Here is a 17,734-nt window from a genome sequence, read left to right as displayed (position 1 = left end):
CATGTCCCTGATGGTGAGGAGTGGGATCCGCCCGTCTGAGGGGTCAGGTCCGCCGGCCGCTGGGGGCCGGGGGCCTACTTGCTGCCGCGGACGGGGTTGCCGAGCTCGTGGATCGGCGTCCGGAACGTCTCGCGGGCCCAGATGGCGCCGATGAGGGCGAGGATCGTGGAGCCTGCCACGATCCAGGCGGCCGGTCCCCAGTTGGCCGCGACCTTGCCGACGAGGGCGGTGCCGAGCAGCGGCGTGAAGCCTGCGCAGAGGATGCCGATCTGGAGGCCGACGGCCATTCCCGAGTAGCGGACGCGGACGTTGAACAGCTCGGCGAACCAGGCCGGGTAGATGGCGTTGGACATCGCGTACGTGCCCGCCGTGATGAGCGTCGAGACCACGAAGACGAGCGGGATGTTCGCCGTCGAGATGGCCCAGAAGTAGACGAAGATGAGCACGGCCGAGCCGCTGACGCCGGCGATGAAGATCGGCTTCCGGCCGAACTTGTCGGCGAACATCGCGGAGAGCGGCTGGGTGGCGATGGCGATGACGTTGCCGACGATGCTGACCCACAGCATGGTCTGGGCGTTGATGCCCACCGAGACGGCGTAGGCCAGGCCGAAGGACTGCATGAACGTGTTGGTCACGGTCTCGAAGGACATCAGGGCGACCTGGATGAACTGCGCCGGGTGGGTCCGGAGCATGTCCAGGAAGGGAAGCTTGACCAGCTCGTGGTGCTGGGCCTTCTCCTCGAAGACCTCGGGCTCCTCGAGGGTGCGCCGGACGAGGAACGCGACGATCAGGACCACGATCGAGGACCAGAACGGGATCCTCCAGCCCCAGGCGAGGCGGTCGGCGTTGGACATCGCGGCGACGGGGAGGAACACGAGCGAGGCCAGGACGATGCCCGTGGAGATGCCGCTCATCGAGAACGACGGGAAGAATGCGCGGCGTCCCACCGGGGACTCCTCCATGGTCAGGGCCGATGCGCCCGCGGTCTCGGCCCCGGCCGAGAGCCCCTGCAGCAGCCGCAGGGCCACGAGCAGGACCGGTGCGAGGTAGCCGACCGCATGGAAGTCCGGCAGCGCGCCGATGAGGAACGTCGATGCGCCCATGAGCACGAGCGTGAGCACGAGCGTGTTCTTGCGCCCGATCCGGTCGCCGAGGTGCCCGAAGACGATCGCGCCGAACGGCCGTGCCACGTAGGCCACGCCGAAGGTGGCGAACGAGGAGATCTGCGCGACCACCGGATCACCGGCGGGGAAGAAGATCTTGGAGAACACGAGGGACGCCGCGGTCGCGTACACGAAGAAGTCGTAGTACTCGAGGGCGCCGCCGAGGAAGGCGGCGAGGGCGGCCTTCTTGGCCCGACGGACGCGGCGCGTCTGCTCCTCGGGGGTTGCGATGTCGGGATCGACGATGCCGGACGGCGTGTCGGAGTAGCTGCTCATGAGCTCGTCTTTCGTCACTGAGGGCGGAACGGAGAAGGGGGAGCGCGGGGCCGGTCAGGCGAGCGCGGGGGCGGGGCCAGTGCTGTCGCGGACCACGAGGTCCCCCGACAGATGGACCGTGCTGGCCGGGCGATCGGGGTCGCCGATGCGCTCGGTCAGCATGCGGAGGGCGACGGCGCCGCCCCGCTCGTACGGTGTGTTCACCGTGGTCAGGGTGGGACGGGAGGCGGAGGCGAGCCAGACGTCGTCGAACCCGATGACGCTGACGTCCTTGCCCACGCGGATCCCGCGGTCCGCGAGGCGGTTCATGCACCCGAAGGCCATGAGGTCGTTGTGCGCGATCACGGCGGTGACGGGCTCGGCCAGGACCAGGTCCGCTCCCCGCACCCCCGCGATGTAGGTCGGCTCGGCGTGCGTGAGCACGCGCAGGGTGACGCCGAGGTGGTCGGCGGCCTCCTCCGCGGCGGCCAGGCGTACCCGGGAGGTGTAGTTGTCCTCCCAGCTGGCGAGGTACGCGATGGCCCGGTGGCCGAGCGCCGCAAGGTGCTCGACCGCCTGGCGGGCCCCCTCCGGTGCGGAGAGGATCACCGAGGGCAGGCCCTCGACCACGTGGTTGATGAGCACCACGGGCGAGACGGCGTCGAGCGCGTGGATGCGGGCGGCGTCCAGCCTCGGGGCGAAGACGATCGCGCCGTCCACGCGCCCGATGATCCGCTCGAGCTCCTCGGCGTCGGCCTCGGGGTCGTCGTCGCCGTCGACCATGATGAGCGAGAGCGACTGCCTGCGGCACGAGGACTGGATGGCCCGCACGAGCGGCGGGTAGTAGGGGTTGGAGATGTCCGGGATGTACAGGGCGACGGTCCCGGTCGACTCGGCCTTGGCCGGAGCGGCGCTGTAGCCCAGTTCCGCGGCCACGGCCAGGACCCGCTCCCGCGTCTCGGTGTTGACCGAGTCGGGGCGCGTGAAGGACCGGGAGACCGTGGACTTGGAGACGCCGGCGGCGCTGGCGATGTCAGCGATCGTCGCCATCGGGACCTCCTCGTTCCGGTTCACATCCTGTGGCCGCCATCACAGCGACCACTCCAGATTGACACCGTTTCTGCAACGCGTCAAGCCGTTGCAGAAATCGGCTGGAACCGGTGCAGTGGCGACCTACGCTTCTGCGGCGGAGAGCCTCCGGCTGCCGCGGCCGCCTCCCGCGGGCGCGGGCGGAGCGGCGGTCGGGTGCGGTTCGGGCGCCCGGTAGCCCATGGCCTCGCTCGCCTCGCGGGCGGCGCGCGCCACCGCGGGCCCCAGCCTGTCGACGTCGTCCGGGCCGACCCGCTGGACGGGGAAGCCGACGCCGAGCACGGCTGCGAGGTCTCCGGTGTGGCTGTAGACCGGGGCGCTGATGGAGCCGACGTCGCTGTTGCGCTCGCCGAAGGCGGCGAAGAACCCCTGCAGGCGGGCCTGTTCCACCTGCTCGTCCAGCTGCTCCCAGCTGTCCGGGGTGTGGGCCGTGAACCTGGTCAGTTCGGCGTCCTCGATCGCGGCCCGGGCCTCGGGGTCGAACGCGAGGAAGATCTTCCCCGGCGCCCCGGCGTGGATCGGCATCACCTGGCCCACGTAGAACGGCCGCATGACCACGTGGCGGGTCTCGGCCACGGACACCACGGTGCGGTGCGCGCCGTCTCGCACGTAGAGGCAGGCCGTCTCCCCGGTCTCGTCGCGCAGGGCGTGGAGGATGGGCCGAACCGTGCGCACGATGTCGAGGCCGATCGTGCCCGGCGTTGCCCACCGGACGAGCTGGATCCCGATCCGGTACGTGTCGCCGTCCTTGTCGAGGAAACCCTCGCGCACCATGTTCTGCACGAGGCGCTGGCACGTGCTCTGGGGCAGGCCCGTGCCCCGGATGATCTGCTGCAGCGTGGGCTCGGGCGCCTCCGCCGAGAAGCAGTCGAGGATCGCCGAGACCTTGGCGAGCACCAGGAGGGGTGCGCCGACGCTGCCTGATTCCTTCGCCATCACTGCGATGCCTCCTCCTGGGCGGCTGGCTGCCGTGGCCCAGCTCACATTCTCTGATGAAAAACCGTTGACATGCCGATTGTTCAACCCGGAATATGGGTACGCAAATCACAATACGGGTTTCGCAGCTCGAAGACGAGCAGGGAAAGCGCTTGCAGACGAGCCGGGAGATCGCCCCGAAGACAGGGCCCACTGGACCCCGCATCATGCCAATGGAGGACTGATGAGTGTTCACGCAGTAACCCGCGAACAGGCCGTGCGCCGAGCCACCTATGCGAGCGTGGTGGGCACCACGATCGAGTGGTACGACTTCTTCCTCTACGGGACGGCGGCCGCCCTCGTGTTCCCGCACCTGTTCTTCCCGGGCGGGGACAACTTCGCCGGGATCATCGCCGCCTTCGGCACCCAGTTCGTCGGCTTCGTGGCCCGCCCCGTCGGTGCGGCCATCTTCGGGCACTACGGCGACCGGATCGGGCGCAAGACGACGCTCATGGTCACCCTGTTCCTCATGGCGTTCGGCACCGTGCTGATCGGCGTGCTCCCGACCTATCAGGTCATCGGCGTCTGGGCCCCGATCCTCCTGACCGTGCTGCGCATCATCCAGGGCATCGGCGTGGGCGGCGAGTGGGGCGGCTCCGTGCTCATCGCGATGGAGTGGGGCCACAAGGAGCGCCGCGGCCTCTCGGCGAGCTGGCCGCAGATGGGCGTCCCGCTGGGCCTCGTGCTCTCGACCGGCCTGGTCCGCCTGACCTCCGGGGTCACCGGCGCGGACTTCTCCGCCTGGGGCTGGCGCGTGCCCTTCCTGCTGAGCATCATCCTGGTCGGCGTCGGCCTGTTCGTGCGGCTGCGCGTGGTGGAGAGCCCGGAGTTCGAGGAGGTCCGCACCCAGGACAAGGTGGTGCGCGTGCCGCTGCTCGAGGCCATCCGCCGCCAGCCCAAGGAGATCCTCCTGACCGCGCTCGTGCGCACCTCCGAGCAGGCGCCGTTCTACCTGTTCATCACGTTCGTCATCACCTACGCGACCAAGCAGCTGAAGTTCAACAGCGACGCGATCCTCGTGGACACCCTCATCGCCGCGGCCCTCGGGCTCATCAGCATCCCGGTGTTCGGCAGGCTCTCCGACCGGTTCGGCAGGAAGCTCATCTACGGCATCGGCGTGGTGCTCACCGCCCTCTACGCCTTCCCGTACTTCGGGCTGATGAACACCGGCAACGCACTGTTCATCGGCATCGCCGTGGTGGTGAGCCTCATCTTCCACGACATCCAGTACGGGCCCCAGGCCGCCCTCATCGCGGAGAGCTTCGACGCCGACATCCGGTACACCGGGGCGGGCCTGGGCTACCAGCTCGCGAGCGTGATCGCCGGCGGCCCGGCTCCGCTCATCGCCGCCGCCCTCCTGGCGGGCACGGGCAGCTCCGTCCCGATCTCGATCTACATCATCATCTGCGCGGCGGTCAGCATGGCGGCGCTCCTGCTGCTGCCCAGCAGGCGGACGGCGGGGGCCGCGGCGCCCGCGGCCCGCTCGCACAAGTCCATGAGGCACGCATGACGGTGCACCAGACCGGCGTCCGCCCGGGCGCGGCCCACCCGGTGGCGCCCGGCGCGGCCCGGGGCACCGCGCCCGGCACCAGCCCAGACCAGTCCTCCGCCCCGGAGGGTCCGCTGCGCGACCTCGTGGTCCTGGACCTGAGCCGCATCCTCTCGGGCCCGTTCGCCACCATGACCCTCGCGGACCTCGGGGCGGACGTGATCAAGGTCGAGCAGCCCGGCCACGGCGACGACACGAGGCAGTGGGGCCCGCCGTTCCAGGGCGAGGAGGCCGCCTACTACCTCTCCGTGAACCGCAACAAGCGCAGCCTCGCGGTGGACCTCAAGTCCGAGGAGGGGCTCGCCGCGGTCCGCCGCCTCGCACGCCGCGCCGACGTGGTGGTGGAGAACTTCCGCCCGGGGACCGCGCAGCGGCTCGGCCTCGGCTACGAGGACCTCGCCGCCGAGAACCCGGGCCTGATCTACGCCTCGATCAGCGGCTACGGGCAGACCGGGCCCGAGGCCTCCAGCGCCGGGTACGACGCGATCGCCCAGGCCCGCAGCGGGATCATGAGCGTCACGGGGGAGACGGACGGCCCCCCGGTGCGGTTCGGCGTGAGCGGCTCGGACCTCATCGCGGGCACCTGGGCCGTGATCGGCATCCTTGCGGCCCTGCACGAGCGCGACCGCACGGGCCGCGGCCAATGGGTGGACATCAGCTTGCTCGACGGCTCGGTCTCCTGGCTCACCTACGTGGCCAGCGGCTACTTCGCCAGCGGCGAGACTCCGAAGCGGTACGGTTCGGCCCACCCCACCATCGCCCCCTACCAGGCGTTCCCCACCGCCGACGGCTGGATCATGGTCGCGGTGGGCAACGACGGGCTCTGGCGCCGCTTCACCGACGCCGTGGGGCGCCCCGACCTCGCCGAGGACCCCCGCTTCCGCGCCAACCCGCTCCGCGTGGCCCACCGCGACGAGCTCATCCCCCTCCTCGAGGAGATCCTGCGGACACGGCCGACGGCGGACTGGCTCGCCGCGCTCGCCGACGCAGGCGTCCCCGTGGGCCCGATCCAGACCGTCGCCGAGGCGGTCCGGGACCCGCAGGTCCTGGCCCGGGGGATGGTCGCCGAGATCGAGCACCCCACCGCGGGGCGCCTCAGGACGCTGGCCTGCCCCATCCGCCTCACGCGCACCCCCGCCGCCGTGCGGACGCCCCCGCCGCTGCTCGGCCAGCACAGCGACGAGGTGCTCGCGGGCCTCGGCTACAGCCAGGACGACCTCGAGCGCCTCCACGCCACGGGGGCGCTGGGATGACGGGCGTGGCGGTGCAGGCCGCGGACGTGACGGTCGACGACGACGGCTCGCTCGCCGTCATCACCTTCGGCAGCGGGCGGCGCCTCAATGCGCTGCGGACCGAGCACTGGGAGGCGCTCGCCCGGGCCGCCGCCTCCCTGGCCGGCCGCAGCGGGCTGCGCGCGGTGGTGCTGCGCGGCCGCGGCGGCGTGTTCTGCGCCGGGTCCGACCTGCGCGAGTGGGAGCACGCGCCGATGGCCGAGGTGGACCGCAGCTTCTGGCAGCTCGAGCAGGCGCTGCGGGCCATCGAGGACCTGCCTATGCCCACGGTCGCGGTGATCGAGGGCGTGGCCGCCGGGGGCGGCTGCCAGCTCGCGCTCGCGTGCGACCTGCAGATCACCGCCGCGACGGCGCAGGTGGGCATGCCCATCTCCCGGCTGGGGATCCTGCCCTCGGCCTCCTTCGCCGCCCGCATGGCGCTGCGGATCGGGCCCTCGCGGACCAAGGACCTGCTGTACGGCGGCCGGATGCTCAGCGGGGAGGAGGCCCACCGGATCGGCCTCGTGAGCACGCTCGTCGAGGACGGCGGCGCCGAGGCCGAGCTCGAGCGGCTCCTCGCCCAGTGGGCCGCGCTCGCGCCGGCGTCCCTGCGCGCCGCGAAGGCCGCCGTGGACCGCGGGCTGCAGCCGCTCACCGGGCCGGCCCGGCGGGAGCCGCCCGGCCCCGCCGTCGACGCGGAGGACTTCCCGCCGCGCATCGCCGCCTTCTTCGACCGCCGGAGGTGACGGTCCTCGCCCCGGCTCCCGCCGTCGTCCGCGACCCGGCTATTGCCACAGAGCGAACGACGTTGCCACGATATGAAAATCGTGCGACCATCGGTGCATGACCTCCATCACGTCCGACGACGCCGCTGACGCCGCCGTCGGCGACGAGAAGCGCGGCAAGACCGACATGGTGGGCAAGGCGCTGAGCCTGCTCGTCATGCTCGGCGACGGCCCCGGCGCCACCACGGCCGCGGACCTGTCCCGCCGCGCCGAGCTGCCGTTCAGCACCGCGTACCGCCTCCTGCAGTCCCTCCAGCGCGCGGGCTTCGTGGACTTCGAGCCGGAGGGCAAGAAGTACAGCCTCGGCCTGCGCGTGTTCCAGCTCGGCCTGCACGTCTCCAACACGCTCGGCTTCGCGGGCACCGCGACCCCCGTGCTCGAGCGGCTGACCGCGACGACCGGAGAGGCGAGCATCCTCGCCGTCCTCGACGGGGACCGCTTCCTCACCGTGGCCAAGGTGGACGGCCCCAAGGCCTTCCGCGTCACGAGCGATCCCGGCTACCGCGGCCACCTCCACTGCTCGGCCTTCGGCAAGGCGCTCATCGCCTTCGCGCCCGAGCCGGAGCGGGAGCACCTCGTGGACTCGGTCGAGCTGGTCCCGGTGGCCCCGAGGACCATCACCGACCGCGCCCGGTTCCGCGCCGAGATCGAGCGCGTCCGCGCCCAGGGCTACGCCGTCATGGACGAGGAGAACGAGGTGGGCATGCGCGCCATCGCCGTGCCCGTCCTCGAGGCGGCCGCGGACGGCGAGCCGCGTCTGCTCGCGGCCATCGCCTGCTCCGCGCCCACCGTCCGCATGGGCGTGGACGAGCTCGTCGCCCAGCTCCCGGCCCTCCGCCAGGCAGCCGACGAGCTCGCGGCACGCCTGCCCCGCCCCTGACCTTCCCCGGACCTTCGAAAGGACTCCGACGTGAGCCTGCCCAGCGAGTCGTACCTGATCGGCCTGATCGGTGACGGCGTCACCCCCTCCCTCACCCCGGCCATGCACGAGCGCGAGGGGGCCGCGCACGGGCTCCTCTACCTGTACCGGCCCATCGACCTCGAGGTCCTCGGGCTCCCGCCCGAGAGCGTGGGCGAGCTGGTCCGGGCGGCACGGAGCCTCGGCTACAACGGCCTGAACATCACCCACCCGTGCAAGCAGCTCGTGATCGGCCACCTCGACGAGGTGGACGAGAACGCCGCCCGGCTCGGCGCCGTGAACACCGTGGTGGTCGGCGCGGACGGGCGCACCGTGGGCCACAACACCGACTTCTCCGGCTTCCTCACCGCGTTCCGCGCGGGCCTGCCCGACGCCGCGCTCGGCCGGGTGGTCCAGCTCGGCGCGGGCGGCGCCGGCTCCGCCGTGGCCTACGCCCTGCTCACCGCCGGCGTCCGGCGCCTCACCATCGTGGACCTCGACCCGGCACGCGCCGGGGAGCGCGCCGCCGAGCTGGCCGCGCTCTTCCCCGCGGCGTCCGTCACGGCGGGCACGACGCCGGCCCTCGCCACGCTGCTCGCGGAGGCGGACGGCGTCGTGCACTGCACCCCTGTGGGGATGGCCGCCCACCCGGGCACCCCTTTCGACACCTCGCTCCTGACCCCGCGCCACTGGGTCGCGGACATCGTCTACCGGCCCATCGAGACCCAGCTGGTGCGCGAGGCCCGGGCGATCGGCTGCCGCGTGCTCGACGGCGGCCGCATGGCCGTGGGCCAAGCCGTGGACGCGTTCCGCATCTTCACCGGCCTCGAGCCTGATGCCGAGCGGATGCGCGCGCACTTCCTCGCGCTCATCGAGGAGGAGAACGGGCGCGGGGCGCTCGCGGCGGGGGCCGCCTGATGCGCACCGGGATCGCGACCGTCTGCCTCTCGGGCACGCTCGAGGAGAAGCTGCGCGCGGCCGCGAAGGCCGGGTTCGGCGGCGTCGAGATCTTCGAGACGGACCTCGTCACCTCACCCCTGAGCCCCGAGCGCGTGCGTGCCCTCGCCGCGGACCTCGGCCTCGGGCTGGACCTGTACCAGCCGTTCCGGGACTTCGACTCCGTGCCCGAGGAGCTCTACCGCGCCAACCTGCGCCGCGCCGAGGCGAAGTTCCGCCTCATGGGCCGGCTCGGGATGGACACGGTCCTCGTGTGCTCGAACGTGGCCACCGCGAGCATCGACGACGACGCCCTGCGCGCCGAGCAGCTCCACGGGCTCGCCGAACTCGCTGGGGACCACGGCGTGAAGGTCGCGTATGAGGCACTCGCGTGGGGCACGTACGTGAACGACTACGAGCACGCCGTCAAGATCGTGGCCGACGCCGACCACCCGAACCTCGGCACGTGCCTCGACACGTTCCACATCCTCTCCCGCGGCTGGGACACCGAGCCGATCGAGAAGATCCCCGGGGAGAAGATCTTCTTCGTCCAGGTCGCCGACGCCCCCAAGCTCTCTCTCGATGTGCTCTCCTGGAGCCGCCACTACCGCGTGTTCCCGGGGGAGGGGCAGTTCGACCTGCCCAAGTTCCTCGGCCATGTAGCACGGGCGGGCTACAACGGCCCGGTATCCCTCGAGGTCTTCAACGACACCTTCCGCCAGGCCGACGTGGCGCGCACCGCCGTGGACGCCATGCGCTCGCTCATCTGGCTCGAGGAGCGCACCGCGCGGCACCTCGCCGCCGAGGCCTCGGGGCCCGGCGCCGACGCGCCCTCGCCTGCCGAGCTCGCCCGGGCCTCCCGCGCCTACGCCATGCCCCTCACCACGCTCCCGCAGGTCGCCCCGCCCACCGGCATCAACTTCGCCGAGGTCATCTCGGCCGACGGCGCGCCCCGCACGGCCGAGCTCGAGCGGCTCCTGGCCCAGCTCGGCTTCGCCTCTCGCGGCGAGCACCGCACCAAGCCCGTCTCGCTGTGGACCCTCGGCGACGCCCGGATCGTGCTCAACCGGCAGCAGGCCCGCGGGCTCGAGCCGGCGATCTCCGCGCTCGGCTTCGACGTCGAGGACGGCGTCGCCGCCGCCGCCCGCGCCGTGCAGCTGCGGGCCGTGCCCGTGCCCCGGCCCTCGCAGGCCAACGAGGAGATCCTCCAGGCTGTCAACGCCCCGGACGGCACCGAGGTCTTCCTCTGCGAGGATACCCGTTGGATCGCCGAGTTCGGCGAGGACCAGGCCCGCACCCCGGCGGCAGCCGGGGGGACGGAGGACGGCGAGTGGTCGCCGTCGTCCGCCGGCGCGCCGCCGGCGGGATCCGGCGCCGCGCGGATCGACCACATCAACCTCGCCCAGCCCTGGCAGCACTTCGACGAGGCGGTGCTGTTCTACTCCTCGGTGCTCGCCCTCACGCCCGAGGCGTCGCAGGACGTCTCGAGCCCCTCGGGGCTCGTGCGCTCGCAGGTGATGCAGACGGCCCGGCCCGAGGACGAGGCTGGCCGGCGGGACGTGCGGCTCGCGCTGAACCTCGCGCCGTGGATCCAGTCGGACTCGGTCAAGGGCGCACGGACGGACACCTTCCAGGAGCACGTGGCGATCGAGGTGGACGACCTCGTGGCCCACGCCCGGGCCTGCCGGGGCCGCGGCCTGCCGTTCCTGCCGATCCCCGAGAACTACTACGAGGACCTCGACGCGCGGTACGGCCTCGAGCCCGGGTTCCTGGCGACGCTGCGCGAGCTCGACCTGCTCTACGACCGGGACGCCCAGGGCGCATTCCTGCACTTCTACACCGCGAGCGTGGGCAGCGTCTTCTTCGAGGTGGTGCAGCGGCTCGGCGGGTACGACGGCTTCGGCGCGCCCAACGCGCCCGTGCGCCACGCGGTGCAGCACGCGGCGCGGCACGGGGGCTGAGCGGGGGCTGGTCGGACGGCATGTCCGACCGGCTGCCCCGACCGGCTGACCTGAGCGGCGCCGTCAGGAGGCACACGCCGGACCGTGGCCGGCGGCCCCTGCCCGCCCCCCGAGGCAGGGGGAACGGCTGTGCCGCGCTTCTGAGGATCACCGATCCTCGGTGCCGCCGGTACCCGCCTGCAGGGTCCAGGCCAGCGTAGCGAGGACATGTTCCCGGGCGGCACGCTCGACCTCGTCGTCGGGTGCCCGGCGCGCGATGAGGTCGAGGAGATGACGGTGCTCGTGCACCGTCTCCCGCGCACGGGGTTCATCGACAATCTGGGACGGGGAGCGGACGTTGGCGAAGCGTGCCCATTCGGCCCGGGCCAGTTCTAGCACCCGGTCGTTCGGGCAGCGGCCGAAGAGGGCCTCGTGGAAGGCCATATTCAAGGCGCTGTAGCGGCCGGGGTCGAAGTCCTCGAGGAGCGCGATGATCTCCTCGTTGATCGCCTCCGCGCGGGCAAGGTCGTCGAAGGTGAGCTCCCCGGCGGCCAAGGCGGTCGCTGCGCCGTCGATGATCGCGAGCGCCTCCATGCCATGCCGGTAGGCCGCGTCGTCCAAGGCTGCGACCCTCGCACCGACGTTGTGCTCGACAGTGACGAATCGCTCCGCTTCGAGGCGGCGGATCGCCTCCCTCACTGGGACGATGCTGATCTCCAGCTCAGCCGCGATCTGGCCGGCCAGGATGCGTTCCCCAGGCTCCAGCTCCCCGCGTTCGATCAGACCGCGCAGGTGATCGTAGGCCCTCCTTGCTTTGCTCGTCGGGCGCGCGTTGGCAGGGCCGATGCCTGCGGGGGCCATATGCCTCCACCTTCCACTCTGGGCCAGCGGCCAAGCCACGCCCATGCCGAGCTGACGGTCCGACGATAACGCACCCGGCCGAGCCCTTGACTCGAGGATATTATAATATAATATCGGTTCAGCAGCGCTCCGCTGCTCCCAGTTCCCGATGACAAAGGAGTCATTCGTCCATGAGTCTCTCCTCAGCCCTCTCCGAGGCCGAGTCCATCTCCGCTGCCCGGGACCGCCGCCGGGTCGCCTTCGCCACGGTGGTCGGCACAACTGTCGAGTGGTACGACTTCTTCATCTATGCCTCGGCGGCCGGCCTGGTGTTCGGAAAGCTGTACTTCGCGCCCGCTGGCCCCGAGTTCGCCACGGTCCTGTCGTTCATCACGGTCGGGATCAGCTTCCTGTTCCGGCCTCTTGGCGCCTTCCTCGCAGGTCACTTCGGCGATCGGCACGGGCGCCGGATGGTCCTCGTCTTCACGCTCGTCCTCATGGGTCTCGCGACCGCGCTCGTGGGCCTTCTCCCCGACTACTCGGTGATCGGTCTCGCAGCCCCAGCTCTGCTGATCCTGCTGCGCGTACTCCAGGGCATCTCCGCCGGAGGGGAGTGGGGCGGAGCGGTCCTGATGGCCGTGGAGCATGCTCCCAAGGAGCGCCGGGGACTCTTCGGATCCTCCCCTCAGGTCGGTGTGCCGATCGGACTGCTCCTGGCCTCGGGCGCGATGGCCCTCATGGCTGCCCTCGCCCCGGGCGCCGCCTTCAGCCAGTGGGGCTGGCGGGTCCCCTTCCTGTTCTCTGTCGTGCTGATCCTCGTCGGCTACTACGTCCGCCGGAGGGTCGAGGAGAGTCCGGTCTTCCTTGAGATCGCCGAGCGGCGCCAGCGCACGAGCCGGCCCGTCGCGAAGCTGTTCAAAAGGCACACCCTCCTGGTACTCGTGGCTGCGCTGCTCGTGGCAGGGAACAACGCCGTGGGCTACATGACGACCGGGGGATACATCCAGAACTACGCCACCGACCCCGCCGGGAAGCTGCACCTGGATCGCGGCCAGGTGCTGCTCGCGGTGGCAGCCTCAGGGGTGACCTGGCTGCTCTCCACCTGGTTCGCCGGCTGGCTCAGCGACAGGATCAATCGCCGCACCACCTACATCCTCGGCTGGGTGCTGCAGCTGGTCGGCGTCCTGGCAGTCTTCCCGCTCGTGAACACCGGGCACGTCGGCATGCTCTTCTTGGGAGTGGCCCTGCTCACGGTCGGGCTGGGGTTCACCTACGGGCCGCAGGCAGCCCTGTACGCGGAGCTCTTCCCTGCCTCCGTGCGCTTCTCAGGGGTGTCGATCGCCTACGCCCTCGGATGCATCCTCGGGGGGGCCTTCGCCCCGACGATCGCCACCCTCCTCGTGCAGCAGACAGGCTCGACCGACGCCGTGAGCTGGTACCTGGCCGGAATGACACTCGTCGGCCTGGCGGCGACCCTCATCCTCCGCGACCGCAGCGGCATTCCCCTCGGGCCCGAGCACGAGGAAGAGCAGGCCCGTAGCCCGATCTTTGGGCTCGCCAAGCACTGAAACGGCTCAGGCCCCAAGTGCAGACACCTCCGTCATCCACCCCTTCAAGGAATGAAACGACTCATGGAAACAACCACGCGGACCGTCAGGCCGCCGGCCATCGCTGCACTCGACGAGCTGCAGCAGCTCATCGGGGAGCGGGTCGTCCTTGATCCCGTCCAGCTCGCCCGCGCATCCCGGGACAGCTCGCGCTTCCAGCCCGCGGGCCTCCCGCTGGCCCTGGTGCGGGCGGAATCGACGGAAGACGTCTCCCTGGCGCTCTCCTGGGCGCACGCCCATTCCGTTCCTGTCTCGGTGCGCGGGGCCGGCACCGGGCTTGCAGGGGGGGCGGTGGCCTACCAGGGAGGCCTCGTCCTCTCCCTTGAACGGATGGACCGCATCGTGGAGCTCGATGTACCCAACTGTCTTGCAACGGTTCAGGCGGGGGTCGTCACCGCGGACCTCGACGCGGCCGCACGGGAGCACGGACTCTTCTTCCCGCCCGATCCGGCAAGCGCCCAGACATCCACGATCGGCGGCAACATCGCGACGAATGCCGGCGGGCTCAGGTGCATCGCCCATGGTGTCACCCGTGACGCGGTTGCGGCCCTCGAAGTCGTCCTCGCCGACGGCAGGATCATCCGCACGGGTGCCAGGACGCGCAAGAACGTCGTCGGCCTTGATCTGACGAGCCTCTTCGTCGGCTCGGAGGGAACCCTCGGCGTCATCACTGCTGCCACCGTCCGCCTCAAGCCCGTCCCCCCAGGCAGGCCCCGCACCTTCCGGGCGAGCTTCGATTCCATCGAAGCAGCCGGAAGGGCCGTGACGGCCATCGCCGCCGGAACAGCCCAGCCGGAAGTGCTCGAGCTCCTCGACGCACAGAGCGTGGCCATCATCGAGCAGTACAGCCCCTCCGGGCTTCCGATGCCGAAAGCGGCCGTGCTCATCGGCCAGACCGTCGGCCACGACGCCGCCGAGGCAGCTGAGGTGCTCGTCGCGGTGTGCCGGACCCACGGGGCGGTCGAGGTGGGCACCTCGGAGGGCGACGAACTCCTGGAGGCCCGCCGGCTGGCGAATCCCGCCCTCACCGCCCAAGGACTCCGGGTGTCCTGCGACGTGGGCGTCCCCGTCGCCCAGCTCGCCGCAATGTTCCACGGCATCGGCGAGATCTCGGAGAGGCACAGGCGCAGGATCTCCATCGTCGCGCACGCCGGCGACGGAAACCTGCACCCCACCGTCGAAGCGGGGGACACCCCAGAGGAGCACCGCCTCGCCGAAGGCGTCCTCGATGACATCACAAGGCTGGCCCTGTCCCTGGGGGGCACCATCAGCGGCGAACACGGCATCGGCGCGGTGAAGCACCACGAACTGCACCTCCAGCTCGATGCAGGCCTCCTCGAGGTCCAGCGCGCCGTCAAACACGCGCTCGACCCGAAGCAGATCCTCACGCCCGGTCGCGGGATCTGAGAAAGACTTTCCGAGCCGAAACCGGCCCACCACCGACGAGTCCCCTCCCATCCCAAGGAACCCACATGACCTCACCAACTGTCTCGGAGCGCGTCGCGCAGGCCCTCGTCCCGCACATCAGCGACATCTTCGGAGTCATGGGGAACGGCAACGCCTACTTCCTCGACGCCGCCGAACGCCTCGGCCTGACGTTCACGGCAGTCCGCCACGAAGGCGCAGCAGTGGCAGCGGCCGACGCCTACTACCGCACCTCCGGCCGCCTCGCCGCCGCCACGACCACCTACGGGGCCGGCTACACCAACTCCCTCACGGGCCTGATCGAGGCCGTCCGCGCCCAGATCCCCGCCGTACTGATCACCGGCGACATCCCCACGGGCGGCCCGCGGCCCTGGGACATCGACCAGCCTGCCGTCGCAGAGGCCGTCGGGGCGCCGACCTTCACCGTCACCCGTTCCGCAGCCGCCTCCATCACCCGCCAGGCCATCGAGCACGCCATCGAGCACAGGACCGCCGTTGTCCTCGCCATCCCCTACGATCTCGCCGCAGAGCCGGCAGAAGACGAACAGGTGGATGCATCACCCCTTCCCGCCAGGACGAAGCCACCACTCGTCCACGAGCTCCTCGAGATGGCCGCCGAGCTCCTCGCCAGCGCCCGGCGCCCGCTGATCCTGGCCGGCCGAGGGGCACACCTCGCCGGAGCCGGGCCCGCCCTGCGCGTCCTGGCGGCCACGACCGGCGCGCTCACCGCCGGCACCGTGCTCGGCCAGGGCATCTTCGCCCACGAGGGCGACCTCGGGGTCGCCGGCGGATTCTCAAGCGAGGTCTCGGCGGAGCTGATGGCCGAGGCCGATGTCGTCCTGGCTGTCGGGGCCCGCCTCAACCAGTTCACCATGCGCTTCGGAGACCTCGTCGGAGAGACGGCCACCCTGATCCAGATCGACACTGCGCCTGAGCCGACCAGCCCGCGCGTGGACCACTTCATCCACGCCGACGCGCGCGACGCCGTCGAGATCCTCACCCGCCTGGTCCCTGAAGAGGCGCCTCCAACGACGTGGCGCACGCAGTCTGCGCCCCGTACCGCCCGCGCCTCCGACCGCGCGCAGGGGGAGGAGCTCGCAGAGGATGGCAGGCTCGACCCGCGCTCGACCGCCCGGGCCCTGAACGCACTGCTGCCCGCCCACCGGGTCGTCGTTCAGGACGGCGGGCACTTCAGCGGGTGGGTACCCATGTACTGGGACATCCAGCGCCCCCAGGACCTGGCCATGGTCGGCACCGCGTACCAGACCATCGGGCTTGGCCTCGCCAGCCTTGCCGGAGCCTCGGCGGCTGCTGCCCCGGGCCGCACCGCGGTCCTCACGACAGGAGACGGCGGCCTGCTCATGGGACTCGCCGACCTCGAGACCGTCGCCCGCACCGCCACGAGCGCCGTCATCGTCGTCTTCAACGACGGCGCCTACGGCGCCGAGATCCACCAGTACGCCAGCCAGGGGCTCAGCAGGGCCCCCATGCTCATCCCCGATGTGGACTTCGCCTCCCTCGCCCGGGCCGTAGGCGCCACGGGCACCACGGTGACCCGCCTCGAAGACCTCGAGGGTCTGAGGGAGTGGATCGCCCTCGGCGCGCGTGGCCTCCACCTCGTCGACTGCCGCATCAGTCCAGCCGTTCGCGCTCCCTACATGGACGAGGTTCTTGCCGCCGCCTCCAAGGCGCGCGAGCGAGACGCTTCGGCATCTCGCCGGTAGCACCTCGGTGGACTGCCGTTCCTGTCCGGGTGCTCGGCCGCATCGGCGCGGCGCGCCCTGACGGCCGCGGCCACCCCGGCGACGTAGTCTCACCCCATGACGCAGGTGACCGGCCTCCGCCCGGATGACAGCGCGCTCGCAGGCCAGGTGTGGGCCATCCTCCACGAGGTCCTCGAAGGCCCTCGCCTCCCGGAGGACTCCAAGGACCGCCTCCGCCTCCTCATCGCCCAGCATCCCGGGCGCCCGGAGCTGGCGCTCGTCGAGCACTTCCGGGCTCTGAGGACGGATGCCCCGGCCGGCAGCGAGCTGCTCGGCGTCTGACGCATCAGGGAATGCTGCGCCCGCGCGCGGTCTGGTAGAGCGCGAACCACTCCTCGCGGGTCATCGCGCCGCCCACGGCCTCGGCGTCGGCGCACGCCGCGATGCGCTGCGGAGTGGCGGAGCCGATGACAGGGGCGATCCGCGCCGGGTGGCGCAGGAGCCAGCCGAGCACCACGGCCTCGACAGTGGTGCCCTTCGCGGCGGCGAGCTCGGAGACGAGCGCCGCCACGGCGCCGTCGTGCGGGCCCGGCTCCGCGACGTTGCGCCCCGTGTAGCGGCCGCCCGCGAGCGGCGACCACGCCTGGACCTCGATCCCGTGCCGGAGGCAGTGCTCGAGGGTGCCGTGGGGGAAGCCCGTGGCGGCGCCGTCCGCATGGTTCACGAGCACCGTGCTGTCCACGAAGCAGTGGTGGTGCAGGCTCAGCTCGAGCTGGTCCGCGGCGAGCGGCACGTGGAGGTGGTCCTGGAGGGCGCCCATCTGCGCCGCGGACATGTTCGAGACGCCCACGGCGCGGACCGCACCGTCGGCGAGCAGGCGGGTCAGCGCGGAGCCCACCTCGGCGGGGTCGAGCAGCGGATCGGGGCGGTGCAGGAGGAGCAGGTCGAGGTAGTCCGTGCGCAGCCGGCGGAGCGTCCCGGCCACGCCGTCGAGGATCGCCGAGGCGCTGAGGTCGTAGTGCCCGAATCCGCCGCCCTCGCCGAGCCGGATGCCGACCTTGCTCTGGAGCTGGATCCGGTCCCGCAGGCCCGGGCTGCCCTGCAGGAGCTCGCCGAACACCGCCTCCGACTTGCCCATGCCGTAGATGTCCGCGTGGTCGAACCGCGTGATGCCGAGGGCCAGGGCGGCCTCGACGGCCGCCTCCGCCTGGCGGACCTGCTCGGACCCGTAGTCCGGGGCGTCCCAGGGGCCGCCGAGGCCCATGCATCCATAGATGAGGCGGGAAGCCATCATCGTC

At 71.4% G+C, this 17,734-nt stretch carries 15 protein-coding genes; 10 read left to right on the top strand and 5 right to left on the bottom strand.

Annotation, left to right across the window (positions count from 1 at the left end):
* Window positions 1-74: 74 nt before the first annotated feature.
* The 3 genes from J2W20_RS15145 to J2W20_RS15135 form a co-directional block, all read right to left on the bottom strand.
* The gene (locus J2W20_RS15145; RefSeq protein ID WP_307007528.1) at window positions 75-1,439 is read right to left on the bottom strand and encodes an MFS transporter; all 1,365 of its coding nucleotides are present in this window, start codon (window positions 1,437-1,439) and stop codon (window positions 75-77) included.
* Window positions 1,440-1,493: 54 nt separating this feature from the next.
* A complete protein-coding gene (locus tag J2W20_RS15140) occupies window positions 1,494-2,468 on the bottom strand; it encodes a LacI family DNA-binding transcriptional regulator (RefSeq protein WP_307007526.1) in 975 nt (324 codons plus the stop codon).
* 123 nt (window positions 2,469-2,591) lie between these two features.
* Window positions 2,592-3,443 carry an IclR family transcriptional regulator gene (locus J2W20_RS15135; RefSeq protein WP_307007524.1) on the bottom strand — a complete coding sequence of 284 codons (852 nt, stop codon included), beginning with the start codon at window positions 3,441-3,443 and terminating at the stop codon, window positions 2,592-2,594.
* Window positions 3,444-3,666: 223 nt separating this feature from the next.
* Here J2W20_RS15135 and J2W20_RS15130 point away from each other — a divergent pair, with 223 nt between their 5' ends.
* From J2W20_RS15130 to J2W20_RS15105, 6 genes are all read left to right on the top strand, one after another.
* The gene (locus J2W20_RS15130) at window positions 3,667-4,992 is read left to right on the top strand and encodes an MFS transporter (protein ID WP_307007523.1); all 1,326 of its coding nucleotides are present in this window, start codon (window positions 3,667-3,669) and stop codon (window positions 4,990-4,992) included.
* A complete protein-coding gene (locus J2W20_RS15125; protein WP_307007521.1) occupies window positions 4,989-6,284 on the top strand; it encodes a CaiB/BaiF CoA transferase family protein in 1,296 nt (431 codons plus the stop codon). The genes J2W20_RS15130 and J2W20_RS15125 overlap by 4 nt, the downstream gene beginning before the upstream one ends.
* A 5-nt stretch (window positions 6,285-6,289) precedes the next feature.
* Window positions 6,290-7,048 carry an enoyl-CoA hydratase/isomerase family protein gene (locus tag J2W20_RS15120; RefSeq protein ID WP_307007520.1) on the top strand — a complete coding sequence of 253 codons (759 nt, stop codon included), beginning with the start codon at window positions 6,290-6,292 and terminating at the stop codon, window positions 7,046-7,048.
* A gap of 97 nt (window positions 7,049-7,145) precedes the next feature.
* Window positions 7,146-7,967, top strand: coding sequence for an IclR family transcriptional regulator (locus tag J2W20_RS15115; protein ID WP_307007519.1), 822 nt, complete (start codon window positions 7,146-7,148; stop codon window positions 7,965-7,967).
* Between the two features lie 30 nt (window positions 7,968-7,997).
* Window positions 7,998-8,903, top strand: coding sequence for a shikimate dehydrogenase (locus J2W20_RS15110; RefSeq protein ID WP_307007518.1), 906 nt, complete (start codon window positions 7,998-8,000; stop codon window positions 8,901-8,903).
* Complete coding sequence (locus J2W20_RS15105; RefSeq protein ID WP_307007517.1) at window positions 8,903-10,882, top strand: bifunctional sugar phosphate isomerase/epimerase/4-hydroxyphenylpyruvate dioxygenase family protein; 1,980 nt, start codon at window positions 8,903-8,905, stop codon at window positions 10,880-10,882. Before J2W20_RS15110 ends, J2W20_RS15105 begins: the two co-directional genes overlap by 1 nt.
* 147 nt (window positions 10,883-11,029) lie before the next feature.
* Here the strand turns inward: J2W20_RS15105 and J2W20_RS15100 are convergent, their stop codons facing one another.
* Window positions 11,030-11,722, bottom strand: a complete 693-nt coding sequence (locus J2W20_RS15100) for a GntR family transcriptional regulator (RefSeq protein ID WP_307007516.1) — start codon at window positions 11,720-11,722, stop codon at window positions 11,030-11,032.
* A 170-nt stretch (window positions 11,723-11,892) separates the two neighbouring features.
* Between J2W20_RS15100 and J2W20_RS15095 the strand changes: the two genes are divergently transcribed.
* The 4 genes from J2W20_RS15095 (at window position 11,893) to J2W20_RS15080 (ending at window position 16,778) form a co-directional block, all read left to right on the top strand.
* Window positions 11,893-13,269 carry an MFS transporter gene (locus tag J2W20_RS15095; protein ID WP_307007515.1) on the top strand — a complete coding sequence of 459 codons (1,377 nt, stop codon included), beginning with the start codon at window positions 11,893-11,895 and terminating at the stop codon, window positions 13,267-13,269.
* A 63-nt stretch (window positions 13,270-13,332) separates the two neighbouring features.
* Window positions 13,333-14,715: an FAD-binding oxidoreductase gene (locus tag J2W20_RS15090; protein ID WP_307007514.1), complete on the top strand. Its 1,383-nt coding sequence runs from the start codon at window positions 13,333-13,335 to the stop codon at window positions 14,713-14,715.
* A 65-nt stretch (window positions 14,716-14,780) separates the two neighbouring features.
* Window positions 14,781-16,457, top strand: coding sequence for a thiamine pyrophosphate-binding protein (locus tag J2W20_RS15085; RefSeq protein WP_307007513.1), 1,677 nt, complete (start codon window positions 14,781-14,783; stop codon window positions 16,455-16,457).
* 96 nt (window positions 16,458-16,553) lie between these two features.
* Window positions 16,554-16,778 (top strand): hypothetical protein, encoded by a 225-nt coding sequence (locus tag J2W20_RS15080; RefSeq protein ID WP_307007512.1) that lies wholly within the window; start codon window positions 16,554-16,556, stop codon window positions 16,776-16,778.
* Between the two features lie 4 nt (window positions 16,779-16,782).
* On the opposite strand, the gene J2W20_RS15075 is transcribed toward J2W20_RS15080, so the two are convergent.
* The gene (locus J2W20_RS15075; protein ID WP_307007511.1) at window positions 16,783-17,727 is read right to left on the bottom strand and encodes an aldo/keto reductase; all 945 of its coding nucleotides are present in this window, start codon (window positions 17,725-17,727) and stop codon (window positions 16,783-16,785) included.
* Window positions 17,728-17,734 lie beyond the last annotated feature (7 nt).

It is taken from the genome of Sinomonas atrocyanea (genome assembly GCF_030812675.1).
In the GTDB taxonomy this organism is placed as follows: domain Bacteria; phylum Actinomycetota; class Actinomycetes; order Actinomycetales; family Micrococcaceae; genus Sinomonas; species Sinomonas atrocyanea_B.
This window is presented reverse-complemented; position numbering and strand designations above follow the sequence as displayed.